Source organism: Streptomyces sp. NPDC000983 (assembly GCF_040299205.1).
Classification (GTDB): Bacteria; Actinomycetota; Actinomycetes; order Streptomycetales; family Streptomycetaceae; genus Streptomyces.
This window is the reverse complement of sequence record NZ_JBEPBM010000009.1, coordinates 238806-264417: the sequence shown is the minus strand read 5'-3', so window position 1 is coordinate 264417 and position 25612 is coordinate 238806. Positions and strand designations below refer to the sequence as shown.

Sequence of the window (25612 nt, the reverse complement as noted above, 5' to 3'; positions counted from 1 at the left end):
CTCAAGGCGCCACCCCCGTGAGCGCCTTGAGCGCGCGCCGGGCGCACTCCCCCGTCGTGCTCATGCACGCATCGTGGGCGATGCTCCACAGGTGGTGCAAGCGAGTTTCCGGGTACCCGAACACCCACGAAAACGTGCGGAAACGGCATGTGACCCGTCCCGAACTTCGGGGGAGGCGCCCTTGTGCGGAGCCACTTCACCGTCTTGGCTGGGACGAGTGTGCCGTCCCGGCCCACCCGAAATGCCGGGCCGGTGGCATGGTGGAATATCAGGAGGATTCCGATATGCCCGAATCAACCGGCAGCTCGCCACCGAGCGGCTGTACGAAGCCCCGCACCTCGGTCTCAGAGGCCGAGGTCGAGGCCCTCGTCCGCGGAATATGCTTCAAGACCGGCCCGCCCCGCACCCTCGGTGTCGAGGTGGAATGGCTCGTCCACGAGCTGCGCAGCCCGCAGCTCCCCGTCACGTCCGAACGACTCGCGGCGGCCTACGCCGCCCTGCGGACCGTGCCCCTGGGGTCGGCGCTCACCGTCGAGCCCGGCGGCCAGCTGGAGCTCAGCTCGCCGCCCGCCGCCTCCCTGACGGAGTGCATCGGTACCGTATCCGCCGACCTCGACGCCGTCCGCACCGCACTGCGCGTGCACGGACTCGGCCTCGTCGGCATCGGCCACGATCCCTGGCACGAACCCCGTCGCTACCTGCGCGAACCGCGCTACGACGCCATGGAGACCTGCCTGGACCGCCGAGGTCCCGCGGGCCGCGCCATGATGTGCACCTCGGCCTCCGTCCAGGTCTGCCTGGACGCCGGCCACGAGGAGCCGGGTCCGCTCGGCCACGCACGGCGCTGGTGGCTGGCCCACCAGCTGGGCGCGGTCCTGGTGGCGGCCTTCGCCAACTCCCCCCTCGCCGGGAACGAACCCACCGGCTGGCGCTCGACCCGGCAGCTGCTGTGGATGGAGATCGGCGAGGGCCGGGCCGGCGCTCCCCCGCTGGACGGCGACCCGCGCGCCGCGTGGGCCCGGCACGTCCTGGACGCGCCGGTGATGTGCGTACGGCAGGACAGCGGGCCGTGGGACGTCCCGGACGCGCTCACCTTCCGGGAGTGGACCAGGTCCGCGGCGCCCAGGCCGCCCACCCAGGAGGACCTCGACTACCACCTGACGACGCTGTTCCCGCCGGTCAGACCGCGCGGCCATCTCGAACTGCGCATGATCGACGCCCAGCCGGGCGACGACGGCTGGATCGTCCCGCTCGCGGTGACGGCGGCGCTCTTCGACGACCCCGAGGCCGCCGAGACCGCCTACCGGGCCGTGAAGCCGCTCGCCGAGCGTGCCGGGCCGCTGCCCGCGCCGCACAACCCGCTGTGGACCGACGCGGCCCGGCACGGCCTGACCGACCCCGAGCTGCACGAGACGGCCGAGGTCTGCTTCGCCGCCGCGCTGGAGGCGCTGCCCCGGATGGGCGCCGGCCCCGAGGTCACGGCCGCCGTGGCGGCGTACCGGGACCGCTATGTCACCCGGGGCCGCTGTCCCGCCGACGATCTGCTCGACCGCCTGAACGGGAAGGACATCCGCACATGACCGACCCCGCGACCGACACCGAGACGCTCCGGAAGCGGGCGCTGACCACCCTGGTGACCGCCCGGGACCGCACCGACCTGCTCACCGGCTGCGTCGAGGACCCCGACCTGACCGCACAGCACTCCCCGCTGATGTCACCGCTGGTCTGGGACCTGGCGCACATCGGCAACCAGGAGGAGCAGTGGCTGCTGCGGACCGTCGGGGGCCGCGAGGCCATGCGCCCCGAGATCGACAGCCTCTACGACGCCTTCGAGCACCCGCGCTCCGAGCGCCCCACCCTGCCGCTGCTGGCGCCCGCCGAGGCCCGGCGGTACGCCGCCGAGGTGCGCGGACGGGTGCTGGACCTGCTGGAGAGCACCGCGTTCGGCGGGAGCAGGCTCACCGAGGCGGGCTTCGCCTTCGGGATGATCGCCCAGCACGAACAGCAGCACGACGAGACGATGCTGATCACCCATCAGCTCCGCAAGGGCCCGCAGGCCCTGACCGCCCCGGACCCGGGGCCGGCCCCGCTGTTCACCGGTCCGGCCGAAGTCCTCGTCCCGGGCGGCCCGTTCACCATGGGCACCTCGACCGAGCCGTGGGCGCTGGACAACGAACGCCCCGCGCACCGCCGCGAGGTGGCCGCCTTCCACATCGACACGACACCGGTCTCCAACGGCGCCTACCGGGCGTTCGTCGAGGACGGCGGCTACGACGACGAGCGCTGGTGGGCGCCGGCGGGCTGGGCGCACATCCGGCAGCACTCGATCCACGCGCCGCTGTTCTGGCACCGGGACGGAAAGCAGTGGCTCAGGCGGCGCTTCGGCGTCACCGAGGTGGTGCCGGCCGACGAACCCGTGCTGCACGTCTCCTGGTACGAGGCCGACGCCTACGCCCGCTGGGCCGGGCGTCGGCTGCCCACGGAGGCCGAGTGGGAGAAGGCCGCCCGGCACGACCCGGCCGGCGACCGCTCCACCCGCTACCCGTGGGGGGACGCGGACCCGGCGCCCGAGCACGCCAACCTCGGCCAGCGGCATCTGCGCCCCGCCCCCGTCGGCAGCTACCCCGAGGGTGAATCGCCGCTCGGGGTGAGGCAGTTGATCGGGGACGTGTGGGAGTGGACGTCGAGCGACTTCCTGCCCTACCCGGGGTTCGCCGCCTTCCCGTACAAGGAGTACTCGGAGGTGTTCTTCGGCCCGGAGTACAAGGTGCTGCGCGGCGGTTCGTTCGCGGTGGACGCCGTCGCCTGCCGGGGCACGTTCCGCAACTGGGACCACCCGATCCGGCGGCAGATCTTCTCCGGGTTCCGCACGGCCCGCTCGGAGCGCCTCTGATGTGCCGTCACCTGGCCTGTCTGGGGCCCGAGGAGCCGCTCGGCAGACATCTGGTGGAGCCCCCGCACGGCCTGTACCGGCAGTCCTGGGCACCGCGCAGGCAACGGCACGGGACGGTCAACGCCGACGGTTTCGGCGTCGGCTGGTACGCGGCCGGCGATCCGGTGCCGGCCCGGTACCGGCGCTCCGGGCCGATCTGGGCGGACCTGTCCTTCGCCGACCTCGCCCGCGTCGTACGGACGACCTCACTGCTGGCGGCGGTCCGGGACGCGACCCTGTCCGGCGCGGACGCGGAGGCCGCCGCGGCGCCCTTCGCCTCCGGTCCCTGGCTGTTCAGTCACAACGGCGCCGTACCGGGCTGGCCCGGCTCGCTGGCGCCGCTGGCCGGAACACTTTCGGCCGCGGACCTGCTCTCCCTGGAGGCCCGCAACGACTCCGCCTTCGTGTGGGCGCTGGCCCTGGCGCGGCTGCGCGCCGGGGACGACCCCGGCAAGGCGCTCGCCGACACCGTCCGGGAGGTCGCCGAGGCGGCCCCGGGCGCCCGGCTCAACCTGCTGCTGACCGACGGCGACACCATCACGGCCACCGCCTGGGGCGACACCCTGTGGTACCGGACGGCGCCCGGCGCCGGCACGGTCGTCGCCTCCGAGCCCTACGACGACGATCCGCTCTGGCACGAGGTGCCGGACCGCACGCTCCTCGTCGCGAGCGGCGAGGACGTCACCCTCACCGCGCTGAAGGAGCCGGGCGAGACCTCGGCATCGACCGCACCACCGAAGGAGCCCCGCACGTGAGCCCGTTCCTTCTCACCCGCCAACTGCCCGAGGACGCCACCGAGGCCGCGCTGCGCGCCGATGTCCTCGGCGGCCTGACCCGCACCCCCAAGACCCTCCCGCCGAAGTGGTTCTACGACGCGCACGGCAGTGAACTCTTCGAGCAGATCACCGAGTTGCCGGAGTACTACCCGACGCGCGCGGAACGGGAGATCCTGCTCGCCCGCGCGGGCGAGATCGCCGCGGCCACCGAAGCCCGCACCCTGGTCGAACTGGGCTCCGGCTCCTCGGAGAAGACCCGGTACCTGATCGACGCGCTGAGCGCGCTGCACACCTATGTCCCCGTCGACGTCAGCGAGAGCGCCCTCACCCAGGCCGGGCACGCCCTGGTCCAGGAGCGGCCCGGGCTGGCCGTGCACGCGCTGATCGCCGACTTCACCGGCGGGCTCACCCTGCCCGACACGCCGGGGCCGCGGCTGGTGGCGTTCCTCGGCGGCACGATCGGCAATCTGCTGCCCGCCGAACGCGCCGCCTTCCTCACCCGGGTCCGCTCCCTGCTGGCGCCGGGCGACGCCCTGCTCCTGGGCACCGACCTGGTCAAGGACGAACAGGTGCTGGTCAGGGCGTACGACGACGCGGCCGGGGTGACGGCCGCGTTCAACCGGAACGTGCTGGCCGTCGTCAACCGCGAACTCGGCGCCGACTTCGATCCCGGCGCGTTCGCCCATGTGGCGCTCTGGGACGCCGAGCGGGAGTGGATCGAGATGCGGCTGCGCTCCCTGACCGACCAGACCGTGAAGGTGCCCGCGCTGGACCTCGCCGTCGACTTCGCGGCCGGGGAGGAACTGCACACCGAGATCTCGGCGAAGTTCCGGAAGGAGGGAGTGCGCAGCGAACTGTCCGCGGCGGGGCTGGAGCTGGCCCACTGGTGGACCGACCGGGAGGGCCGGTTCGCCCTGTCACTGAGCGTGGCCCGGTGACCGACGGCTCGCGCGGCGTCGCCGCCTGATGCACCGTGGAGGAACGGAGAGGAGACCCCGCATGTCGAATCACACCTATCGGGTCACCGAGATCGTCGGCAGCTCGCACGAGGGCGTCGACCAGGCGATCCGCAACGGCATCGCCCGCGCCTCGCAGACCCTGCGCAACCTCGACTGGTTCGAGGTGACCCAGGTCAGGGGCCAGCTCGACAACGGCGAGATCGCGCACTGGCAGGTCGGCCTGAAGGTCGGCTTCCGACTCGACGAGAGCGACTGAGCGGCCGGAATCTCAGGTCCGCCCCTCCCGCTCCTGCGCCGACCGCAGGACCGCGGAAGGGGCGGTCCAGTTCGCCCGTACGACGCTGAAACCGGCCCGTTCGGCGTCCTGGCAGACCAGTTCGTCGTCGTCGACCAGGACCCGGATGTCCCGGGTCCTGGCCAGGCGGCCCAGGATCTCCAGCTTGGTGCGCCGGGCGGGCCTGCGGTCGGTGTCCCGGCGCATGTACACGCGGCCCCTGGGCAGTGCCTGGGAGGCGAGCCAGGCCAGTGTGTCGGCCCGGCAGCGTTCGGGGCGCCCGGTGAGATAGACGACCTCGCACTCCTCGGCGGCGGCCAGCACCATGGCGACGCCGTCGGGGATCGGCGGGTCCTCGGGCGCGGCGGCGAAGAACCCCTCCCAGTCGCGTGGCGCCGTCCGCAGGAAGTGCTGCCGGTGCGCGGTGTCGGCGAGGGTGTTGTCGAGGTCGAACACGGCGAGCGGCCGCCTGCTGCTGTCGGTCACGCCGCCCACCTTACGCAGCGCGCGTCCCCGGCTCCGCGAGGAGGAGCGGCGGCTGCGCGCCGGGAATGCCGCGGGCCGCCCGGCGTTGAACCCTGTGTGACCTCCGTGACCGCCGGCATCCGCTTCTCCGTCCTCGACCGTTCCCGCGTCCGGGAGGGGCACGGCGACGCCGAGGCCCTGCGGGACACGGTCGCCCTCGCGGTCGAGGTGGAGCGGCTCGGCTATCACCGGTTCTGGGTGTCGGAGCACCACGGGGTGCCCGGGGTCGCCGGTTCCGCCCCGACGGTGCTGGCGGCGGCCGTCGCCTCGGCGACCCGCGCGATCCGGGTGGGCACCGGCGGGGTGATGCTCCCCAACCACCGGCCCCTCGTCGTCGCCGAGCAGTTCGGGGTGCTGGAGTCCCTCTTCCCGGGGCGGATCGACATGGGGCTCGGCCGGTCGGTGGGGTTCACCGACGGGGTGCGCAGGGCGCTGGGCCGGGGCAAGGACGACGCCGACGACTTCGCCGGGCAGCTCGACGAGCTGCTGGGCTGGTTCCGCGGCGGCTCCCCCACGGGGGTGCGGGCGCGCCCGGCCGAGGGACTGGCGGTGCCGCCGTTCGTGCTGGCCATGAACGAGGGGGCGGCCGTCGCGGCGCGGGCCGGCCTTCCGATGGTCATCGGCGACCTGCGGGACCGCGAGAGGATGCGGCGCGGCATCGACCGCTACCGCGCGGACTTCCGGCCCTCGGTGTGGGCGCGGGAGCCGTACGTGGTCGTCTCCGGGACGGTCGCCGTGGCCGACAGCCCCGAGGCGGCCCGGCGGCTGCTGATCCCGGAGGCCTGGTCGATGGCGTACTCCCGCACCCACGGCACCTTCCCGCCGCTGCCGCCCGCCGAGCGGGTGGAGTCGCTCACCATGACCGCCAAGGAGCGCGGCTTCTACGAGCGGGGGCTCGGCGGCCACATCGCGGGCACCGAGGAGCAGGTGGCGGACGAGCTGGAGATCCTGCTGAAGGAGACGGGCGCCCAGGAGGTCCTCGTGACGACCAGCACCCACGACCGCGGGGCCCTGCTGGACTCCCACCGGCGGCTGGCCAAGATCGCGAAGGCGCTCACCGGGTCCTGACCGGCCTGCGAACAGGCCGGTCGATAGAATCGCGGGGTTTGTCCCCCGCCTCGTCCCTCGTGTACGGAGACTCCCGGCATGCACGACTCCCACGACCCGTACGTCCGGGTGCGCGGCGCCCGAGAGCACAATCTCAAGGGCGTGGACGTCGACATCCCGCGCGACGTACTGGCCGTGTTCACCGGGGTCTCCGGTTCGGGCAAGTCCTCGCTCGCCTTCGGCACGATCTACGCGGAGGCGCAGCGCCGCTACTTCGAGTCGGTGGCGCCGTACGCGCGCCGGCTGATCCATCAGGTGGGCGCGCCGAAGGTCGGGGAGATCACCGGACTGCCGCCCGCGGTCTCCCTCCAGCAGCGCCGCTCCACACCGACCTCGCGGTCGTCCGTCGGCACCGTCACCCAGCTCTCCAACTCCCTGCGCATGCTGTACTCCCGCGCGGGCGACCACCCGCCGGGCGCCGAGCGGCTCGACTCGGACGCCTTCTCGCCCAACACGGCGGCCGGCGCCTGCCCCGAGTGCCACGGCCTCGGCCGAGTCCACCGTACGACTGAGGAGTTGCTGGTCCCGGACCCCTCGCTGTCGATCCGGGACGGCGCGATCGCCGCGTGGCCCGGGGCCTGGCAGGGCAAGAACCTGCGGGACATCCTCGGCGCGCTCGGCCACGACGTGGACCGGCCCTGGCGCGAACTGCCCGCCGGGGAACGCGAGTGGATCCTGTTCACCGACGAACAGCCGGTGGTCACGGTCCACCCGCTGCGGGACGCCGACCGCATCCAACGCCCCTACCAGGGAACGTACATGAGCGCCCGGAGATACGTCATGAAGACGTTCTCCGACTCCCGCAGCGCGACCCTGCGGGCCAGGGCGGAACGGTTCCTGGCCAGTACCCCGTGTCCCGGGTGCGGCGGCCGCAGACTGCGCCCCGAGGCGCTCGCGGTGACCTTCGCGGGCCGGACGATCGCCGAACTGGCCGCCCTGCCGCTGACGGAGCTGGCCGGCGTCCTGCACGGCACCTCGCAGGCGGCCCGGGTCCTCACCGACGACCTGCGCTCCCGGATCGCCCCGGTCCTCGAACTGGGCCTGGGCTACCTCAGCCTCGACCGCTCCGCCCCCACTCTCTCCGCGGGCGAGCTGCAACGCCTGCGGCTCGCCACCCAGTTGCGCTCCGGCCTGTTCGGCGTGGTCTACGTCCTGGACGAGCCGTCCGCGGGGCTGCATCCGTCGGACACGGAGGCGCTGCTGACGGTGCTGGCGCGGCTGAAGGCCGCCGGGAACTCGGTGTTCGTGGTCGAGCACCATCTGGACGTGGTCCGGGGCGCGGACTGGCTGGTGGACGTGGGCCCGGGCGCCGGGGAGCACGGCGGGCGCGTCCTGCACAGTGGTCCGCCCGCGCAACTGGCCGGGGTCGCTGAGTCGCAGACGGCCCGGTTCCTCTTCGGCCACTCCCCCGCCCCGGTCCGTCAGGTCCGCACGCCCACCGGGTGGTTGAAGGTCGGCCCGGTGACCCGGCACAACCTGCGGGCGGTGACCGCCGAGTTCCCGCTCGGGGTGTTCACCGCGGTCACCGGGGTCTCGGGTTCGGGAAAGTCCACGCTCATCGGGGAGATCAGCGAGGAAACCGCGGGCGTCGGCCGGCTGGTGCGCGTCGACCAGAAGCCGATCGGCCGGACCCCGCGCTCCAACCTCGCCACCTACACGGGCCTGTTCGACGCGGTCCGCAAGGCGTTCGCCGCCACGGACCTTGCCCGGGAACGGGGTTACGGCGTCGGCCGCTTCTCCTTCAACGTCGCGGGAGGGCGCTGCGAGAACTGCCAGGGCGAGGGCTTCGTCAGCGTGGAGCTGCTGTTCCTGCCGAGCACGTACGCGCCCTGCCCGGACTGCGGGGGCAGCCGCTACAACCCGGAGACACTCGAAGTGACGTACCGGGAGCGGAACATCGCGCAGATCCTGGACCTGACGGTGGAGGCGGCCGCCGAGTTCTTCACGGACAGCCCCCAGGTGACCCGAAGCCTGTCGGCCCTCCTGGACATCGGCCTCGGCTACCTACGGCTGGGCCAGCCGGCCACCGAACTATCGGGCGGCGAAGCCCAACGAATCAAACTCGCCAGCGAACTCCAACGCGCCCACCGCACCCCCACCCTGTACGTCCTGGACGAACCGACCACAGGCCTCCACCCCTCCGACGCGGAGATCCTGACGACCCGACTCCACGCCCTGGTGGACGAAGGCCACACCGTGATCGTCGTAGAACACGACATGACGGTCGCAGCAACAGCCGACTGGATCATCGACCTGGGCCCAGTTGGCGGCACATCAGGCGGCCGGATCGTCGCCGAGGGCCCACCGCCCGAAGTAGCCCAATCAAGAACCACCACAGCCCCCTACCTATCCCGCGCCCTGACCAACACCTAACAGCACCCCCACCCACCCCAGGGGCGCGGGGAACTGCGCGACCAACCACAACACCGCCGCACCCAAGCAACCGACGGCCAGCCGCACACACCTGGGGGCGCGGGGAACTGCGCCACGAACCACGACGGCGCCGCACCCGGACCACGACCTAGCCGACCGCCAGGTCCACATGGTCCCGAGCCACCCCAACACCCACCGAAACCCCCTGCGCGGCACGAGCAAGCGACCGCCGATCGGCATACGCCCCCACCGCAACGCACGGCCGAATCTCAACCTCCGCCACCACCCCCCGCGCAGCAACCACCCGCCACACCGAGGCAAACAAGGAGTCCTCCCCCACGAACGCGGGCGCGGTACTCACCGAACCCCCCTCCACCCGGTACCGCACCCGAACCGGCTGCACAGCCACCCCCGCATCAAGCGCAGCCTGAAAAACCGCCCGCCGAAACACCCCCTGCGCCCGCCCGCACCACGTACTCCCCTCCGGAAAGGCGACCACCGCCGCACCGGAGCGCAGCGCGTCGGCGATCCGCCCCACCGTCCGCGGAAGTTCCCGCAACCGGTCCCGCTCGATGAAGAGGGCCCCGCTCGCCGCGGTGAGCGACCCCGCCACCGGCCACCCCCGTATCTCGGCCTTGGCCAGCATCCGGGCCGGCCGGACCGCCGCGAGCAGCGGTATGTCCAACCAGGAGATGTGGTTGGCGACCAACAGCAACCCCCCGTCCGGAGCGACCGCACCACCCGTGACCCGCACCCGCACCCCCGAGGCCCGGACCACGGCCCGGCTCCACCCCCGGATCAGCGCGTCGCGGCGCCGCGCCGGAACCACCCCGGCCACCGGCAGCACAGCAACCCCCACCAGCACCGTCACCAGCAGCGCACCAAGCCGCAGGACCGCCCGCGGCAGGTCCGCGAGACCCCGCCCGGCCGCCGAGACGCACACCTGCGGCGAGCAGGGCGCGGTGGGCAGCCAGGCACTGCTCGGCACGACCGGCCGAGGCACGGCGACCGCCCCGACCGCCCCGACCGCAGCGGCTGCGGCGGCTCCGGCGGCTCCGGCGGCTCCGGCGGCTGCGGCGGCTGCGGCGGCCCGGCGCCGGGAGCGCCGGGACGGACCCCGGCCGCCGGCCGGAAGGACCGCCGCACCCGTACGCAGCGGGTTCATCACGCGGGGACGAGCGAGAGGAAGTGCTTCAGATACCGCGCGTTGACCCGCCGCATCGACAGCAGCACGTACAGGTCGGCGACCCCGAAGTCCGGGTCGTGGGCGGGCTCCCCGCAGACCCGGGCGCCGAGACGGAGGTAGCCGCGCAGCAGCGGCGGGAGTTCGGTGCGGCCCTGCGGACGCATCACGCCCTCGGGGTTCCAGGGCAGCAGCGGACGGACCCGGTACTCCTCGGGCGCGAGGTGCTTGTCCCGGACCCGGTCCCAGGTGGCGGCGGCGAGGGCGCCGCCGTCGGCGAGCGGGACGGAGCAGCAGCCGGCCAGCCACTCGTGGCCGTTGTCGACCATGTAGCGCGCTATGCCCGCCCAGATCAGGCCGATGACCGCGCCGTCGCGGTGGTCGGGGTGGACGCAGGAGCGGCCGACCTCGACGAGTCCGGGGCGGATCGGGTCGAGGGCGGCGAGGTCGAACTCGCCCTCGGAGTAGAGCCGTCCGGCGACCGCGGCGCGGTCCGGGGGCAGCAGCCGGTAGGTGCCGACGACCTGGCCGGTTCCGGTCTCGCGGACCAGCAGGTGATCGCAGTAGGCGTCGAAGGCATCGATGTCGTGCCCCTGCTGCGGGGTGGTCAGCAGGGCGCCCATCTCGCCGGCGAATACCTCGTGCCGCAGGCGCTGTGCGGCGCGCACGTCGTCCTCGGTGCGGGCGAGGGTGACGGTGTAGCGGGTGGGGGCCGTCGGCTGCGGGGGGCGGTCGAGGGTGGAAACGCCGTTCATGGCTCTCTCCTGGTCACGGCCGGGGACGGTTGGGCGGCCGGAACAGTTCTTCCGACGCCGGGCGTCGGGCGCGTGACAGGCGTCGGGAGAGCGGATGTGAGGATGTTGAATGGCAGGGGCCGCACGGCGAAGCGGGGCCGGGGAGCACCCTCCCGACCCCGCTCGTCCGCACGTTTTCGGCGAACGTTCACTGTGCCGCTACGGCACTACCGCTTGCCGACCTTCCGGGTGGCGCGCAGCCACTCCTTGTTCATGCCGGTGATGGAGACCAGCGGGATGCCCTTGGGGCAGGCGGTGGCGCACTCCCCGGTCAGGGTGCAGCCGCCGAAGCCCTCGTCGTCCATCTGCGCCACCATGTCCAGCACCCGGGTCTCCCGCTCGGGGGCGCCCTGGGGCAGCACGTTCAGGTGGTTGATCTTGGCCGAGGTGAACAGCATCGCCGCGCCGTTGGGGCACGCGGCGACGCAGGCCCCGCACCCGATGCACTCGGCGTGCTCGAAGGCGAAGTCGGCGTCCGGCTTGGGCACCGGCGTGGCGTGCGCCTCGGGGGCGGCCCCGGTGGGCGCGGTGATGTAGCCGCCGGCCTGGATGATCCGGTCGAAGGCGGTCCGGTCCACGACGAGGTCCTTGATGACCGGGAACGCGGAGGCCCGCCACGGCTCTATGTCGATCGTGTCGCCGTCGTCGAAGGACCGCATGTGCAGCTGGCAGGTGGTCGTCCGCTCCGGGCCGTGCGCGTCGCCGTTGATCACCAGGGAGCAGGCGCCGCAGATGCCCTCGCGGCAGTCGTGGTCGAAGGCGACCGGGTCCTCGCCCTTGAGGATGAGCTCCTCGTTGAGGGTGTCGAGCATCTCCAGGAACGACATGTCGGAGGAGATCCCGTCCACCTCGTAGGTGGACATGGCGCCTTCGGCGTCGGCGTTCTTCTGCCGCCAGACGCGCAGGGTGAGCTTCATGCGTAGCTCCGCTGAGTGGGGTGGACGTACTCGAAGACCAGGTCTTCCTTGTGCAGGGTGGGGGCCGCGCCGGTGCCGGTGAACTCCCAGGCGGCCGCGTAGCCGAACTCGTCGTCGCGGCGCTCGGCCTCGCCGTCGGCGGTCTGGGACTCCTCGCGGAAGTGGCCGCCGCAGGACTCGGCGCGGTGCAGGGCGTCGAGGCACATCAGCTCGGCGAGTTCCAGGTAGTCGATGACCCGGTTGGCCTTCTCCAGCGACTGGTTGAACTCCTCGCCGGTGCCGGGGACCTTGATGCGCCGCCAGAACTCCTCGCGGATCTGCGGGATGCGCTCCAGCGCCTTGCGCAGTCCGGAGTCGGTGCGGGCCATGCCGCAGAACTCCCACATGAGTTCGCCGACCTCGCGGTGGAAGGAGTCGGGGGTGCGGTCGCCGTCGACGGAGAGCAGCAGGTTGATGCGGTCCTCGGTCTCGGCCAGCACCTCCTGGACGGCGGGGTGTTCGGTGGTCACCGACTCCTGGTGCGGGTTGCGGGCCAGGTAGTCGTTGATGGTGGCCGGGAGGACGAAGTAGCCGTCGGCGAGGCCCTGCATCAGCGCGGAGGCGCCGAGGCGGTTGGCGCCGTGGTCGGAGAAGTTGGCCTCGCCGACCGCGAACAGGCCGGGGACCGTGGTCTGCAGGTCGTAGTCGACCCACAGTCCGCCCATCGTGTAGTGCACCGCGGGGTAGATCCGCATCGGCACCTTGTACGGGTCCTCGTCGGTGATCCGGTGGTACATGTCGAAGAGGTTGCCGTACTTGGCCTCGACGGCCTTGCGGCCCATGCGCTTGATGGCGTCCGCAAAGTCGAGGTAGACGCCCTGGCCGCCGGGGCCGACGCCGCGGCCCTCGTCGCAGACGTTCTTCGCGGCGCGGGAGGCGATGTCCCGGGGGACGAGGTTGCCGAAGGAGGGGTAGATGCGCTCCAGGTAGTAGTCGCGCTCGTCCTCGGGGATCTTGTTGGCGGGCCGGTCGTCGCCCTTGGCCTTCGGCACCCAGATCCGGCCGTCGTTGCGCAGCGACTCGCTCATCAGCGTCAGCTTGGACTGGTGGTCGCCGGTGCGCGGGATGCAGGTCGGGTGGATCTGCGTGAAGCAGGGGTTGGCGAAGTAGGCGCCGCGCCGGTGGGCCCGCCAGACGGCGGTGGCGTTGGAGTTCATGGCGTTCGTCGACAGGTAGAAGACGTTGCCGTAGCCGCCGGAGGCGAGGACGACGGCGTCCGCGAAGTACGTGTCGATCCTGCCGGTGATCAGGTCGCGGGCGACGATGCCGCGGGCCCGTCCGTCCACGACGATCAGGTCGAGCATCTCGGTGCGCGGGTGCATCTCGATGTTCCCGGCGGCGATCTGCCGGGACAGCGCCTGGTAGGCGCCGAGGAGGAGCTGCTGGCCCGTCTGGCCGCGGGCGTAGAAGGTGCGGGAGACCTGGACGCCGCCGAAGGAGCGGGTGTCGAGGAGGCCGCCGTACTCGCGGGCGAACGGCACGCCCTGGGCGACGCACTGGTCGATGATCTCCACCGAGATCTGCGCGAGGCGGTGGACGTTGGACTCGCGGGCCCGGAAGTCTCCGCCCTTGACGGTGTCGTAGAACAGGCGGTGCACGGAGTCGCCGTCGTTGCGGTAGTTCTTCGCGGCGTTGATGCCGCCCTGCGCGGCGATGGAGTGGGCCCGGCGCGGGGAGTCCTGGTAGCAGAACTGGACGACGTGGTAGCCCTGTTCGGCCAGGGTGGCGCCGGCGGAGCCGCCGGCCAGGCCGGTGCCGACGACGATCACCGTGTGCTTGCGCCGGTTGGCGGGGTTGACCAGCTTGGCCTCGAAACGGCGCTTGTCCCAGCGCTCGTTGACCGGGCCCTCGGGCGCCTTGGTGTCGGTGACCGGCTCGCCGGTCAGGTAGTCGGTGTAGGTCATGTCAGCTCACCACTCCGGTCATGACGCCCACGGGCACGGCGAGGAAGCCGCACGTGAGCAGCAGCGCGAGAACGTTGGCGACGGTCTTCAGGGCTCGGTCGCGGGTGCGGCTGCCCGCGCCCAGGGTCTGGGCGGCGCTCCAGAAGCCGTGCCGGATGTGCATGCCGACGGCGAGCACGGCCACGATGTAGATGACGTTGCCGTACCAGGTGGAGAAGGTGTCCACCACGTTCTGGTAGGGGCGTCCCTCCTGGAAGCCGCCCGAGTGCACGGTGCCGGTGGTCAGGTCCAGGATGTGCCAGACGATGAACAGGGCGAGGATGATCCCGCCCCAGCGCATGGTGCGCGTGGCGTAGCTGGACCGCGCCTTCTTGTGCACGTACTTCTCGGGCCGCGCCTTGATGTCGCGGCGGCTGAGCTGGTAGGCGGAGACGCCGTGCGCGATCACCGCGACCACCAGGACGATCCGGACGAGCCAGAGCGTCCACTCGTAGTGCATGAAGGGCTCGCCGACCGTGCGCAGCCAGTGCGCGTACTCGTTGAACTCACCGGCCCCGAAGAAGATCTTCAGGTTCCCCATCATGTGGACGACCAGATACGACAGCATGATCAGCCCGCTGACCGCCATGACGGTCTTCTTGCCGACGGAGCTGTCCCACACCGTGCGTGCCATGGACGGTCGTCGGTCCGTCCGCGTTGCCAGAGCCATGTCATCAGAAGTTACGGGGGTGGTGACCGATCGGTCCAAGACATCCTCCGGCTCGTTTCCATAGCCAACGGCTATCGTGGGGGCCATGCAGTTCCAGCAGCTCCAGTACTTCGTGGCCGTCGCCGAGACCCGGCACTTCACCCGGGCCGCCGATCTGGTCCACGTCGCACAGCCGTCGCTGTCCCAGCAGATCAAGGCGCTGGAGCGGGAGCTGGGCGCGGATCTGTTCCTGCGGGCGCGCGGCAACATCACGCTCACCGACGCGGGCGAGGCGCTGCTGCCGCTGGCCCGGCGCATCCTGGCCGACGCCGATACAGCGCGGCTGGAGGTCCAGGAGCTGGTCCAGTTGCGCAGCGGTCGGATCCGGCTGGGGGCGACGCCGAGCCTGTGCACCGGTCTGCTGCCGGACGTGCTGCGCGCCTTCCACGACCGCTACCCGGGCATCCGGCTGCTGATCGAGGAGGGCGGCTCGCACGACCTGGTGCGGGAGCTGGCCCGGGGGGCGCTGGATCTGGCGCTGGTGGTGCTGCCCCTGCCGACGCCGTCGCCGGCGCTGGCGACGGTGGAGCTGTTGCGGGAGGACCTGGTCGTGGTGTCCTCGCCGGACGCGCCCAAGCCGGGGCACGGGCGGCGGACCGTGCGGATCGCCGACCTGGAGGGGGAGCGGCTGGTGATGTTCCGGCACGGGTACGACCTGCGGGAGCTGACCGTCGCCGCGTGTCGCTCCGCCGGGTTCGAGCCGGACTTCGCGGTGGAGGGCGGGGAGATGGATGCCGTGCTGGGGTTCGCCCGGGCGGGGTTGGGGGTGGCGGTCGTGCCCCGGATGGTCGCCGCGCGGGCGGGGCGGGGGCTGCGGGTCACTCCGTTGGCTCGGCCCGGGCTTCATCGGACGATTGCGCTGGCGCATCGGAGTGATGTGGCTCCGCCTCGGGCTGCGCGGGAGCTTCAGCGGATGTTGTTGGAGCGGTAACCGTCCCGGTTGGGCCGTTGTTCTTGCGCTTCGTTCGGGGCGCGGGGTGCGTCGTGGTTGATCGCGCAGTTCCCCGCGCCCCCTTTAGGCGCGCTTCCGCTCGGCCTGTTGGGCGGTGACCGGTGCCGGTCGCGCCGTTGTGTGTTCGCGTCGATTCGGGGCGCGGGTGCGTCGTGGTTGATCGCGCAGTTCCCCGCGCCCCCTTTAGGCGCGCTTCCCCTCAGCCCGTGGCGTCCACCAATGCCAGGTCGTGGAGGCGGTCCGGGGGGCCGGGGCGGGCGTAGTACCAGCCCTGGGCCGTGTCGCAGCCGAGTATGCGCAGTTGTTCGGCCTGGGCGCCGGTTTCCACGCCCTCCACCGTCACCGCGAGGTTCAGGCTGTGGGCGAGCGAGACGATCCCCTCGACGATCTTGAGGTCGACGGGGTCGGCCGGGAACTGCTGCATGCTCTGGGTGAAGGAGCGGTCCAGCTTCAGGACGCTCACCGGCAGCCGGCGCAGGTTGGCGAGGTTGGAGTAGCCGGTCCCGAAGTCGTCCAGGGCGATGTCCACGCCCATCTCGGCCAGCCGGCGCAGGGGCTTGAGCAGGTCGTCGTCGGCACCGATCAACGCCGACTCGGTGACTTCGAGGCAGAGCGCGTCGGGGTCCACCCCGGTGCGCTCCAGGATCTCGACGGTGTCCTGCACCAGACCGGGATGAGTGAGCTGGCAGGGCGAGAGGTTGACGTTGATGCGCAGCGGCCCCGCGTCGGTGTGGCGGTCGCGCCACTCGCGGGCCTGGCGCACCGACTGCTCCAGCACCCAGCGTCCGAGCGGCACGATCAGCCCGGTGTGCTCGGCGAGCGGGATGAACCGGTCCGGGCCGAGCACGCCGTGCTGCGGGTGCAGCCAGCGCACCAGGGCCTCGGCGCCGCGGACCCCGCCGTCGCCGAGGTGCACCAGCGGCTGGTACTCGATGAAGAACTCGCCGCGGTCCAGGGCGGTGGGCAGGGCCGTGGTCAGCCCGTGCCGGGTGATGGCGCGGGCGTCGGCCTCCGGGTCGGCCAGCTCGAAGCGGTTCCCGCCGGCCGACTTGGCCCGGTACATCGTGATGTCGGCGCTGCGCAGCACCTCGGCGGCGCTGCGCTCCCCCGCCGGGCCCTCGACGACGCCGATGCTGCCGCGCACGGTCAGCTCACGCCCGTCCACGGTGATCGGGGCGATCAGCGCGTGCATGATGCGGGCGGCGAGGTCGTCGACCTCGCTCTCGGTGTCGGGGCCGGTGGTCAGCGCGACGAACTCGTCGCCGCCGAGCCGGGCGACCATCTCGCCGGGCGCGGTCGCGCACGTCTGGAGCCGGTCGGCGACCTCCACCAGCAGCCGGTCGCCGGCCGCGTGGCCGAGGCTGTCGTTGATGGTCTTGAAACCGTCCAGGTCGAGGTAGCAGAGGCCGAAGCGCTGGCCGGCGCCCGCGCCGAGCGCCTTCTCCAGGCGCTCGAAGAACAGGGTGCGGTTGGGCAGTCCGGTGAGCGCGTCGTGGGTGGCCTCGTAGCGCAGCCGCAGGTTGAGCAGCCGCCGCTCGGTGGTGTCCTCCATGAGCACCAGCTGGTACTCGGGGTCGCCGTCGGCGTCACGCAGCAGGGAGACGGTCAGGTTGGTCCACAGGACCGTGCCGTCGGGGCGGTAGAACGCCTTCTCGACGTGGTAGTGCTCGCGTTCGCCGCGGACGAGTTCCTCGTAGAGCTTCCAGACCTGCGGCGCGTCCTCGGGGTGTGTCCACTCCATGACCTTGCGGCCGCGCACCAGGTGCTCGGCGCCGCCGAACATCCGCACCAGCGCCCCGTTGACCTGGAGCATGTTCCCCTCGAGGTCGGCGATGCCGATCCCTATCGCCGCGCCCTCGAACACCGCGCGGAACCGGGCCTCGCTGGAGTGCAGCGCCTGGGCGACCACGCCCTGCGCCTTCAGGGCGGCCGCGGAGATCGCCTCCTGCTCGGCCAGCGTCCGCTCGCGCAGGGCCTGCGCGTAGCCGGCCGCCATGGCGTGCTGGAGCCGCGCGCTGCGGGCCCGCAGGTCCTCCCGGGGGGAGTCGTCGCCGCAGTAGAGCACCAGGTAGGCGTCGACGCAGTCGAGGCTGTGGCTCAGTGCCTCCGGGTCGGTGCAGTGCGCGTCCACCAGGGCGGCGCCGACCGCCCTGCCCTCGTTCGCGTCGAAGGTCCTCGCCCGCAGCGCCTCGCTCAACCGCCTTGCGAGCGGCTGCAGTTGCTTCTCGAACTCCGGCCGGGTGGACGAGGTGGTGGTCACCGGGAACACGGCCCGGCTCCAGATCGTCGCGAACCGGCGCAGTCTGTCCTCCGGCCCGTCCGGCTCCGCGCTCACGCCGTACGCCCCACGCCCGCGAAACCGGAGAAGGCCCAGGGGTCCTCATCCTCCGGTGCGGTGTCCGACCGCCAGTGCGGCATCGGCACCAGTCCGGGTTCCACCATGTCGTACCCCTCGAAGAACCGGGCGATCTCGTCGCGCGAGCGCATGATCAGCGGGTTGCGGATGTCCTTGTACACGCCCATCGCGCCCTCGGCCCGCTCCGCGGACAGCGGGATTCCCTCGTACGAGGCATGCGTGAGGATCAGCAGGCTGCCGGGCGCGAACGCGTCGCGCAGTTCGGCCACCGCCGCGTACGGGTCGTCCGCGTCTTCCACGAAGTGCAGTATGGCAACGAGCAGCAGGGCCACCGGACGGTTCGGGTCGATCAGCCGCTCCAGCTGAGGGCTCGCCAGGATCTCCCGGGGCTTGCGCAGATCGGCCGCGAGGACGTCGGTGCGCTCGTCGCCCTCCAGTACGGCCTGGCTGTGGGCGACGGCGACCGGGTCGTGGTCGACGTAGACCACGCGGGCCTCGGAGCTGGCGGCCCGGGCCACCTCGTGGACGTTGCCGAAGGTCGGGATGCCGGAGCCGATGTCGAGGAACTGGGTGACGCCCTCGGCGGCCGCGTACCGTACCGCGCGGCGCATGAACGCCCGGTTCGCCTGGCTGATCTTGGGAAGTCCCGGCATGAAGTCCATGGCCCTGCGGGCGGCTTCCCGGTCGACCTCGAAGTTGTGCGAACCGCCCAGGTAGTAGTCGTAGATTCGCGAGACGCTCGGCACCGAGATGTCGATGCTCCGTGGTGCCCACGCGGGACGCTCCATCTACCTCTCCAGGGCTCAGGCGATCCAGTGTTCGAGCTGAGGCTACTGATCGCCTGCCAATGGGGCGAGCCGAAACGGAAATTGACCATCCGTTCCCGGTCACCGCCTGCGGCACGTGCCGAATTCACGGGACGGGATTCCGTTACGAAATGCATCCGAAGCATTCCACAGAGTTCCGAACCCCGCGGAGGCGCGCGGAGTCACGGTTCCGGCCGGAACTTCGGCCGCACACATACGGATCCACCCCCTCCGTGCCGTTCGGAGGGGGTGGATCCGGGATCGGGCACGCGCCGACGGTTCGTCAGGCGCAGGCCGGGCCGTCGCCCGGCTACTCCTTGTCCGGCGCGCCGATCGGCTTTCCGTCGGGGGCCACGGCGTACCAGGTGCCGCCGACGCCCTGACCGTTGGTGTCGCCGGGGGCCTTGTCACCGGCGAAGGTGTAGATGGGCCAGCAGTTGACGGTCTGCTGCTTGGCGCCGTCGGGCCGGGTGAAGCTCATCAGGCCCTTCTTCTGCACACCCTTGGTGTCGTCGTTGGCGACCGGCGCGACCACGGGCCACTTCTCCAGGCAGGCGCCGACGCAGGCGGAGACCGGCTCCGGCCATGCCTCGTCCTTCATGAAGCGGTAGACCGTCATGCCGTTCTTGTCGACGACGACCTCGCCGAGCTTGGGATCCTTGCGGGTGGACAGTCCGGGCAGGTCGGCCAGGGTGGCCTTCTTGCCGTCGGGGGCCAGCGCGTACCAGGTGCCGCCCACGCCCTGGCCCTTGGTGTCACCGGCGTTGACGTCCTTGGCGTAGCGGTACGCCGGCCAGCCGCCGATGGTCAGCTGCTTGGTGCCGTCGGCCCGGGTCACCTCGCCGAGCTGGGACTTGTCGACACCGGCACCCGCCGAGGCGTCGTCCGCCGGCACGGGGGGCCAGGTGGTGGCGCAGTCGCCCTCGCAGGCGGTCTTGGGGGGTTCGGCGGTGTCCTTGTCGAAGCGGTAGAGGGTCAGCCCCGCGCTGTCGGTCAGCACCTTGCCGAGTTCGGCGTTGGTGGACACGGACAGTTCGCCCGCCACGGTCGCCTGCGCCCCGGCGCCCGCCGCCCCCGCGCCGGCGGTGCCGGACCCGGCGTCCGTTCCCAGGCCCGTGCCCGCGGTCCCGTAGCCGTCGGCCGCTGCCGTCGCACCGACGTTCTGGCTGCTCGCCGGCGGGGTGGTCTCCTGACCGCACGCAGTGGTCAGCGCCAGCACCGCCACGGCGCTCACCACGAGCGAGGCGCTCCGCCACGAGGTCTTCATTGTCAACTCCCCATAATCACAAGGGTGTTGCAGCGCCCTGCTGCGCCGCCGCACGACCATGGGTACGCATGCGGACCATGGTCGTGTTCAATCGCGCCAAAAATTTCTTTCCGGAACCCGCGCACTCCCCCTTGTTCGCACAGGCGATCGGGCCGGTGGACACGCGAGCGGGCCGGTGATCAAGCGGCCCGCACCCCGCCTCCCTCCTTCGGGGCAATCCCCCCGCCAGTACGGCGCGCCTGCGTCCGCCAGGCATCAGGATCTTGGGCGTGTATGGACCCGAATCGACCCAATCCGCCGTCACCTCCCGGGTGTTGGCGGTACTGGCGCTGAGCTGGCTGCTCGTGGGGGCACCGGCCGCACCGGCCGAGGCCGACGCCTGCGCGTACGCCTCCACCGGGCCGGGCGGCACCGTGGCGGTGGCCGTCGCCGGCAGCGCCGGCGCGTACGCCTCCACCGGGCCCGACGGCAGCGTGGCGGTGGCCGTCGCCGGCAGCGCCACCTGGCCGACTCCCCCGTCGTGCCCCACCCCGGAACCACCCCCGCCCCCGCCACCGCCCCCCACCCCCTGCCCGACCCCGGCACCCCCGCCGCCTCCCCCGCCCCCGAAGCCCACCCCCACGCCAACACCACCGCCGAAGCCCACCCCCGAACCCCCCAGGCCCACGCCCCCTCCCACCCCGACCCCCGAACCGCCTCCCCCGGCCCCCGCCCCCGCGGCCCCCCGGCCGACTCCCCCGCCACCGCCCCCGGCGCCCACGCCGGCACCGACGCCCCCGCCCACCCCCACGCCGACCCCGTCGGCGAAGCCGGCCCCCGCCCCGGAGGCGGCCCCCGTGCGCTACCCCCGGTACCGCAACGCGACCGCCAAGCGGCCCCCGGCCCGCGGCGCCACCGCACCCCTCACCTTCGTCCTGCTCATCGCCGCGCCCGCGATCGTCGCCGTCGCCGCGCTGCGCCCCCGCTGATCCCTGGAGGCACCCCTTGCCGGAATGGCTTGTTCTCACCCTCGCGATGCTCGCCGCGTGCGTCGCGGTCATCGGCATCACGTTCGTACGCCATCGCACGGCGGGCGACGACGAGGACCCCTCCGACACCCCGGACGTCATCGAGTACATGACGATGTGGATCGGCGTCGTCTACGCGATCGTCCTCGGCCTGGCCATCGCCGGGGTCTGGGAGGGGCGCAGCGCGGCACAGGACCACGTGCAGTCGGAGGCGATCGCGCTGCACGAGATCTCCGAGCGGGTCCGGGTGTACCCGCCGGACGTACGTGACCGCATTCGGGAGGATGTCAACGCCTATGTCGGACACGTCGTGACCACCGAGTGGCAGGCGATGGCCGACCGGGGCGAGGTCACCGAGCGGGGCACCGAGCTGCTCCAGCGGGTCCGTGAGGACGTCACCGACTACGAACCGCGCGACGACTTCGAGGCCCAGGCGTACCAGCCGCTCCTGGACCAGGTGGCCGCGGCGGACCAGGCCCGCAACGCCCGGGCCAGTTCGACCGGCGAGACCATGCCGGGGGTGGTGTGGTTCGGGCTGATCGCCGGGGCCGTGATCACCGTGGGCATGATCCTGGCCCTGCAGATCCGGCGGACTCCGCGCGAGCTGACCCTCGCCGTGCTGTTCTCCGCGCTGATCGCGTTCCTGCTCTTCCTCATCTGGGACTTCGACGCGCCCTACAGCCGTGGCGTCACGGCGTCCGCGGAGCCGTTCCTGAGTCTCTTCCCCGGCATCAAGGGCTGACGGGGACTCAACCGCCGCGGACCGGGCGGGGCCGCAAGGCGGGGCACCACGCCGTCGCCGTCCCCCGTACGCAGGAACGCCGGTCCCCTGAGCGGCCCACACGCTTGCCCCATTCGTACGACTGCGTTCGCGCAGGTGTGCGCACCTTCCTAGCGTTTCGATCATCGAGGTGCATTTCTGGCGCAAGCGGAAAAGGTCCGCAGCTGCTCCTCGGGGACCCGGAGGAACCACCATGCGCGCGATACGCGTCGCTTCGGCCGCACTGCTGGGCCTGACCGCCCTCACGCTCGCCGCGCCCGCCGCCACCGCGAGGGGCGAGGACGACATCACGCCGTTCGGCTTCAGCGTCCTTCCCTCCACGATCGCGGCGGGCGGGCAGGTCACGCTGCGGGTCGACCGGCACGACGGCGGCTGCAAGGGGCCGGCGATCGTCTCCTCGGCGGTCTTCGACTCGGTGAAGATCCACAAGCATCAGTCGCAGGCCACGGCGGTCGTGGACTGGGACGCCAAGCCGGGTGCGACGTACCAGGTGTCATTCACCTGCGACAACGTCACCGGTTCGACGGAGCTGACCATCGCGGGCGGCCGGCCGGCGCCCCTCCATCCGGTGACGCCGCACGGGGTGCACGCCGGTGAGGGCGGCACCGTCGGCGGGTTCGACCTCCAGGAGATCGGCCTCGGCGCCCTGCTGATCGCCGGTTCCGTCGGGGCGGCGTACCACCTCTCGCGCAGACGCACCTCGCAGGACGGCGGCTGACGCCGGCCCGCACTCGGACCTTCGCCCCGGTTCCCCCCACGAGAGGGGGGGCCGGGGCGAAGGTCCGAGTGCCGTGCGATGCCCGAGGGGCGGTGCTCAGATCCGCTTCTCGGAGCGGCGGCGCATCCAGAACAGACCGCCACCGACGACGGCCGCCGTCACCAGACCGCCGCCGATGGCGACGTCGGTCGGGGTGGCCCCGGCGGTGGAGCTGCCGCCGATACCGCCGCGCACACCGCCGATGACGGTGAAGGCGGCCGGGCGGGTCAGCGTCCTGCCGGAGCAGTTGACGGTGATGTCGTAGGTGCCGGGGTTGGCGTTGCTGTTGATCGTCGCGGTGCCCTTCGAGGTCTCGTTGGCGCCGTGGACGGGCGACAGGGTGGTCGAGGGGAACGCGTTCGAGGTCGCGGTACCGCCGTCGCGGCAGCCGTCGACGGTGATGGTCATCTGGCCGCCGCGGGCGATGACGCCGGGCAGGGCGACGATGTTGCTCGGGCTGTCCCACGCGACGGCCGCGGGAGCGGCGAACCCGAGGGCGGCGACGGCCGCCGCTGACACCGCCAGGGCACGAGAGTTGCGCATCTGATCCTCCGCGGAAGACGCCCCGGGAACCGTCCCCGGTGGATCGGCGAGAAAGCGCCTCCCAGAAAGACCCTCAGATGCCCGGCTACGGCCCGCATTTCGAGAATGGTCCGTCCTGGTGAGAGGACACGCCGAAGGAAAAGCGCACAATCGGATATTGCCGCAGGTCACGGACCGTCAGAAATTTCCTGGTCACGGCAACTCGGATGGCGCACCGGCGCCTGCCGAAAGGGATGCGGGCCACCCGTTCGCATCCGCACCCGTCGCCGGTTCCCATCCCGGCGCTTAGCGTTCTCGTATGCGCGAATGACGGGGCGACGGCCGCGTCGAGAGGGGAATCGGATGTCTGCGTACGAGTTGGCCGAAGAGGAGGAGCAGCGCAGGAAGCGTGCTCCTTGGGGCGTGATAGCGCTTGTTCTGCTGACCGGTCTCGCGCTCATTCGCAACGGCTCGGGCGAGTTCGACGTGGGGCCCCCGCAGCCCGCGTCGGCCGCGGCGGCCGACGGCAGGGTGGCGGGCGGGACGTTCGCGGGGGCGGCGGCGCCGCTGCCCTACGCGGTGCCCGACCGGGTCCGGATCCCCGCGATCCAGGTCGACGCGCCGGTGATGGCGGTCGGGCTGGACACCGCGGGCTGGGTCGACGCCCCGCCCCCGGAGGACCCGAACCTGGCGGGCTGGTTCACCGGCGCGGTGTCGCCCGGCGAGAAGGGCACCGCGGTCGTCGTGGGGCACGTCGACAATCAGCAGGGCCCCGCCGTGTTCTACGGACTCGGCGCCCTGAAGAAGGGAAATCGCGTCGAGGTGGCGCGCAAGGACGGAAAGACGGCCGTGTTCGAGATCTACGGCATCGAGGTGTTCGAGAAGAACAATTTCCCCGGCGACCGGGTCTACGCCTCGAAGGGTTCCGCGGAATTGCGCGTCATCACCTGCGGCGGCGGATTCTCCAAGCAGAACGGCTACGACGGGAATGTCGTCGCCTTCGCCCGCCTGGTCGAGGTCCGCTGAGCGTTCCCCGGCCGGGCGGGCGGACGGCCGTCAGGTGTACTGCCGTACGGGGACGGTGACGTGGTAGCCGGAATCGAGCAGCTCGGGCAGATAGTCCCGCAGCGCGTGAACACTCTGGGAGCGGTCGCCCCCGGCGTCGTGCGAGAGCACCACGACGCCGGGGGCGGCGCCGTTCTCGACCCGGCCGACGATGCTCCGGGTGCCCGGTGCGGTCCAGTCGAGGGTGTCGACGGTCCAGGCGAGCGGCTCCATGCCCAGTTCCGCGCCGATCTGGAACGCGGCCCGGTTCCAGGCGCCGTAGGGCGCGCGGAACCACTCGGGGCGTTCGCCGTACGCCTCCTCGATGACGTCACAGGTGCGTTCCATCTGGGAGCGGATCTGACGTCGGGTCAGCCGGGTGAGCAGGGGGTGGGACCAGGTGTGGTTGCCGACCACATGGCCCTCCTCGGACATCCTGGCCAGCAGGCCGGGGTGGGCCGCGGCCATCTCGCCGCAGACGAAGAACATCGCGCGCACCTCGTACTCGGCGAGGATGTCGAGGATCGCGGGCGTGTAGCGGGGGTCGGGGCCGTCGTCGAAGGTGAGCACCATGGTGCGGCCGCGGCCGGACATCCGCAGCAGCGGGGCGCGGCGGACCAGGGTGCGGCCGGGCGCCGCCGCGGGCGCGCCGTAGCCGGTGAGGGGCTGGAGTCGGTAGGCGGAGGGCTTGAGTGCGCGGGCGGCCTGGGGGCCGGCGGCCGGGGCGGTGGGCCTGACGGGCTCGGCGTCGGCGCCGAGGGCGTACAGCCCCGCGGTGCCGGCCGCCGAGACGGCGGCGGCGCCGGCGAGCAGGGCCCGGCGGCGGGTGAGCAGCCGGGTGAGCAACTGATCCTTCTGCATGACTCATCAGTCGCCCGCCGGGAGACCGGCGCACCACGGGGGCACCAGTCCGGGCGCAGCTTTCCACCCGCCCGAGCGATGACGGACCGTCAGCGGTGGCGCCCCGCGCGAAATGTGCCTCGGCGGGCGGGCATCCGGCACCGGCGGGCCCGACGGGCCTGCCGGACGAGGGGTCCCGCGGCTCCCTCCGCCGGGGCGGCGCCCGCGAGAGGGCCGGGCCCTCCCGTCGCGGGGGTGAACCGCGGGTTCCGATAGCCTCTGGCCCGTGACGGAACAGCAAGCGCACCGGTTCGAGCGGGGTACGGACGGGCCGAAGGTCATCCTCGTCGGCGTGGACGGCTCGGACTCCTCGATGCGGGCCGCCGCCTACGCGGGCGGTCTGGCCCGGCGTCAGAACGCGCTGCTCGCCGTGGTCTACGTGCAGCCGGTGATGCCGGCGGGCGCGGCGCTGGGTGCGCCGGTCGCCGAGGTGACCGACGAGATCGCCCAGACCCTGGTGGCCGAGATCCGGGAGGCGACCGAGCGCGTGAAGGGGATATTCGACGTGCGCTGGGAGTTCCACACCTTCCGCGGCGATCCGTACGGCGGGCTGACGAAGGCGGCCGACGACCTCAAGGCGGACGCCGTGGTCGTCGGCGCCTCGGAGCAGGCCGGGCACCGGATCGTCGGCTCGGTCGCGGTGCGGCTGGTGAAGGCGGGGCGCTGGCCGGTCACGGTGGTGCCGTAGG

At 72.3% G+C, this 25612-nt stretch carries 25 protein-coding genes; 13 read left to right on the top strand and 12 right to left on the bottom strand.

All coding sequences use genetic code 11. The features are described 5' to 3' along the window. Positions 1-284: 284 nt before the first annotated feature. The 5 genes from egtA to ABT296_RS13540 all read left to right on the top strand — a co-directional run bounded on the left by egtA (position 285) and on the right by ABT296_RS13540 (position 4923). On the top strand, positions 285-1580 hold the full coding sequence (gene egtA / locus ABT296_RS13560) for an ergothioneine biosynthesis glutamate--cysteine ligase EgtA (RefSeq protein WP_351926565.1): 1296 nt from the start codon (positions 285-287) through the stop codon (positions 1578-1580). Beyond that, positions 1577-2893: an ergothioneine biosynthesis protein EgtB gene (gene egtB / locus ABT296_RS13555; RefSeq protein WP_351926563.1), complete on the top strand. Its 1317-nt coding sequence runs from the start codon at positions 1577-1579 to the stop codon at positions 2891-2893. The genes egtA and egtB overlap by 4 nt, the downstream gene beginning before the upstream one ends. After that, positions 2893-3687 carry an ergothioneine biosynthesis protein EgtC gene (gene egtC, locus ABT296_RS13550; RefSeq protein WP_351926561.1) on the top strand — a complete coding sequence of 265 codons (795 nt, stop codon included), beginning with the start codon at positions 2893-2895 and terminating at the stop codon, positions 3685-3687. The genes egtB and egtC overlap by 1 nt, the downstream gene beginning before the upstream one ends. After that, on the top strand, positions 3684-4646 hold the full coding sequence (gene egtD / locus ABT296_RS13545; RefSeq protein ID WP_351926558.1) for an L-histidine N(alpha)-methyltransferase: 963 nt from the start codon (positions 3684-3686) through the stop codon (positions 4644-4646). Before egtC ends, egtD begins: the two co-directional genes overlap by 4 nt. Positions 4647-4707: 61 nt before the next feature. After that, complete coding sequence (locus ABT296_RS13540) at positions 4708-4923, top strand: dodecin (RefSeq protein ID WP_351926556.1); 216 nt, start codon at positions 4708-4710, stop codon at positions 4921-4923. A 12-nt stretch (positions 4924-4935) separates the two neighbouring features. On the opposite strand, the gene ABT296_RS13535 is transcribed toward ABT296_RS13540, so the two are convergent. Then, the gene (locus ABT296_RS13535) at positions 4936-5427 is read right to left on the bottom strand and encodes a phosphatase domain-containing protein (RefSeq protein ID WP_351926554.1); all 492 of its coding nucleotides are present in this window, start codon (positions 5425-5427) and stop codon (positions 4936-4938) included. Positions 5428-5523: 96 nt separating this feature from the next. Here ABT296_RS13535 and ABT296_RS13530 point away from each other — a divergent pair, with 96 nt between their 5' ends. Beyond that, the gene (locus ABT296_RS13530) at positions 5524-6534 is read left to right on the top strand and encodes an LLM class flavin-dependent oxidoreductase (protein WP_351926551.1); all 1011 of its coding nucleotides are present in this window, start codon (positions 5524-5526) and stop codon (positions 6532-6534) included. Between the two features lie 78 nt (positions 6535-6612). Next, a complete protein-coding gene (locus ABT296_RS13525) occupies positions 6613-8946 on the top strand; it encodes an ATP-binding cassette domain-containing protein (protein WP_351926549.1) in 2334 nt (777 codons plus the stop codon). Between the two features lie 148 nt (positions 8947-9094). Here ABT296_RS13525 and ABT296_RS13520 read toward each other — a convergent pair whose 3' ends face one another. From ABT296_RS13520 to ABT296_RS13500, 5 genes are all read right to left on the bottom strand, one after another. Continuing rightward, positions 9095-9817, bottom strand: a complete 723-nt coding sequence (locus ABT296_RS13520; RefSeq protein ID WP_502977240.1) for a lysophospholipid acyltransferase family protein — start codon at positions 9815-9817, stop codon at positions 9095-9097. Between the two features lie 293 nt (positions 9818-10110). Further along, on the bottom strand, positions 10111-10884 hold the full coding sequence (locus ABT296_RS13515; protein ID WP_351926545.1) for a GNAT family N-acetyltransferase: 774 nt from the start codon (positions 10882-10884) through the stop codon (positions 10111-10113). Positions 10885-11090: 206 nt separating this feature from the next. Then, a complete protein-coding gene (locus ABT296_RS13510; protein WP_351926543.1) occupies positions 11091-11840 on the bottom strand; it encodes a succinate dehydrogenase/fumarate reductase iron-sulfur subunit in 750 nt (249 codons plus the stop codon). Next, complete coding sequence (locus tag ABT296_RS13505) at positions 11837-13783, bottom strand: fumarate reductase/succinate dehydrogenase flavoprotein subunit (protein WP_351926542.1); 1947 nt, start codon at positions 13781-13783, stop codon at positions 11837-11839. Before ABT296_RS13505 ends, ABT296_RS13510 begins: the two co-directional genes overlap by 4 nt. A gap of 1 nt (position 13784) precedes the next feature. Continuing rightward, positions 13785-14456, bottom strand: coding sequence for a succinate dehydrogenase (locus ABT296_RS13500; RefSeq protein WP_351926541.1), 672 nt, complete (start codon positions 14454-14456; stop codon positions 13785-13787). Positions 14457-14577: 121 nt separating this feature from the next. Here ABT296_RS13500 and ABT296_RS13495 point away from each other — a divergent pair, with 121 nt between their 5' ends. After that, complete coding sequence (locus ABT296_RS13495) at positions 14578-15462, top strand: LysR family transcriptional regulator (protein WP_351926539.1); 885 nt, start codon at positions 14578-14580, stop codon at positions 15460-15462. A gap of 220 nt (positions 15463-15682) precedes the next feature. On the opposite strand, the gene ABT296_RS13490 is transcribed toward ABT296_RS13495, so the two are convergent. The 4 genes from ABT296_RS13490 to ABT296_RS13475 form a co-directional block, all read right to left on the bottom strand. After that, entirely contained in the window at positions 15683-17818 is a 2136-nt protein-coding gene (locus ABT296_RS13490; protein WP_351926537.1) for a putative bifunctional diguanylate cyclase/phosphodiesterase, read from the bottom strand. Continuing rightward, entirely contained in the window at positions 17815-18627 is an 813-nt protein-coding gene (locus ABT296_RS13485) for an SAM-dependent methyltransferase (protein WP_351926535.1), read from the bottom strand. The genes ABT296_RS13490 and ABT296_RS13485 overlap by 4 nt, the downstream gene beginning before the upstream one ends. Before the next feature lie 328 nt (positions 18628-18955). Next, positions 18956-19912, bottom strand: a complete 957-nt coding sequence (locus tag ABT296_RS13480; protein ID WP_351926533.1) for an SCO0930 family lipoprotein — start codon at positions 19910-19912, stop codon at positions 18956-18958. A gap of 16 nt (positions 19913-19928) precedes the next feature. Continuing rightward, positions 19929-20414: a hypothetical protein gene (locus tag ABT296_RS13475; protein WP_351926531.1), complete on the bottom strand. Its 486-nt coding sequence runs from the start codon at positions 20412-20414 to the stop codon at positions 19929-19931. Between the two features lie 334 nt (positions 20415-20748). Here ABT296_RS13475 and ABT296_RS13470 point away from each other — a divergent pair, with 334 nt between their 5' ends. The 3 genes from ABT296_RS13470 (at position 20749) to ABT296_RS13460 (ending at position 22418) form a co-directional block, all read left to right on the top strand. Beyond that, positions 20749-20880 carry a hypothetical protein gene (locus tag ABT296_RS13470; protein ID WP_351926529.1) on the top strand — a complete coding sequence of 44 codons (132 nt, stop codon included), beginning with the start codon at positions 20749-20751 and terminating at the stop codon, positions 20878-20880. Between the two features lie 16 nt (positions 20881-20896). Then, positions 20897-21661 carry a bestrophin-like domain gene (locus ABT296_RS13465; protein WP_351926527.1) on the top strand — a complete coding sequence of 255 codons (765 nt, stop codon included), beginning with the start codon at positions 20897-20899 and terminating at the stop codon, positions 21659-21661. 232 nt (positions 21662-21893) lie between these two features. Next, positions 21894-22418: a hypothetical protein gene (locus ABT296_RS13460; protein ID WP_351926525.1), complete on the top strand. Its 525-nt coding sequence runs from the start codon at positions 21894-21896 to the stop codon at positions 22416-22418. 96 nt (positions 22419-22514) lie between these two features. Here ABT296_RS13460 and ABT296_RS13455 read toward each other — a convergent pair whose 3' ends face one another. Further along, positions 22515-23000, bottom strand: coding sequence for a hypothetical protein (locus tag ABT296_RS13455; protein WP_351926523.1), 486 nt, complete (start codon positions 22998-23000; stop codon positions 22515-22517). Positions 23001-23342: 342 nt separating this feature from the next. Between ABT296_RS13455 and ABT296_RS13450 the strand changes: the two genes are divergently transcribed. Next, a complete protein-coding gene (locus ABT296_RS13450) occupies positions 23343-24005 on the top strand; it encodes a class F sortase (protein ID WP_351926521.1) in 663 nt (220 codons plus the stop codon). Between the two features lie 30 nt (positions 24006-24035). On the opposite strand, the gene ABT296_RS13445 is transcribed toward ABT296_RS13450, so the two are convergent. After that, positions 24036-24884: a polysaccharide deacetylase family protein gene (locus tag ABT296_RS13445; protein ID WP_351926519.1), complete on the bottom strand. Its 849-nt coding sequence runs from the start codon at positions 24882-24884 to the stop codon at positions 24036-24038. A 265-nt stretch (positions 24885-25149) separates the two neighbouring features. Between ABT296_RS13445 and ABT296_RS13440 the strand changes: the two genes are divergently transcribed. Beyond that, complete coding sequence (locus ABT296_RS13440; RefSeq protein ID WP_351926517.1) at positions 25150-25611, top strand: universal stress protein; 462 nt, start codon at positions 25150-25152, stop codon at positions 25609-25611. Position 25612 lies beyond the last annotated feature (1 nt).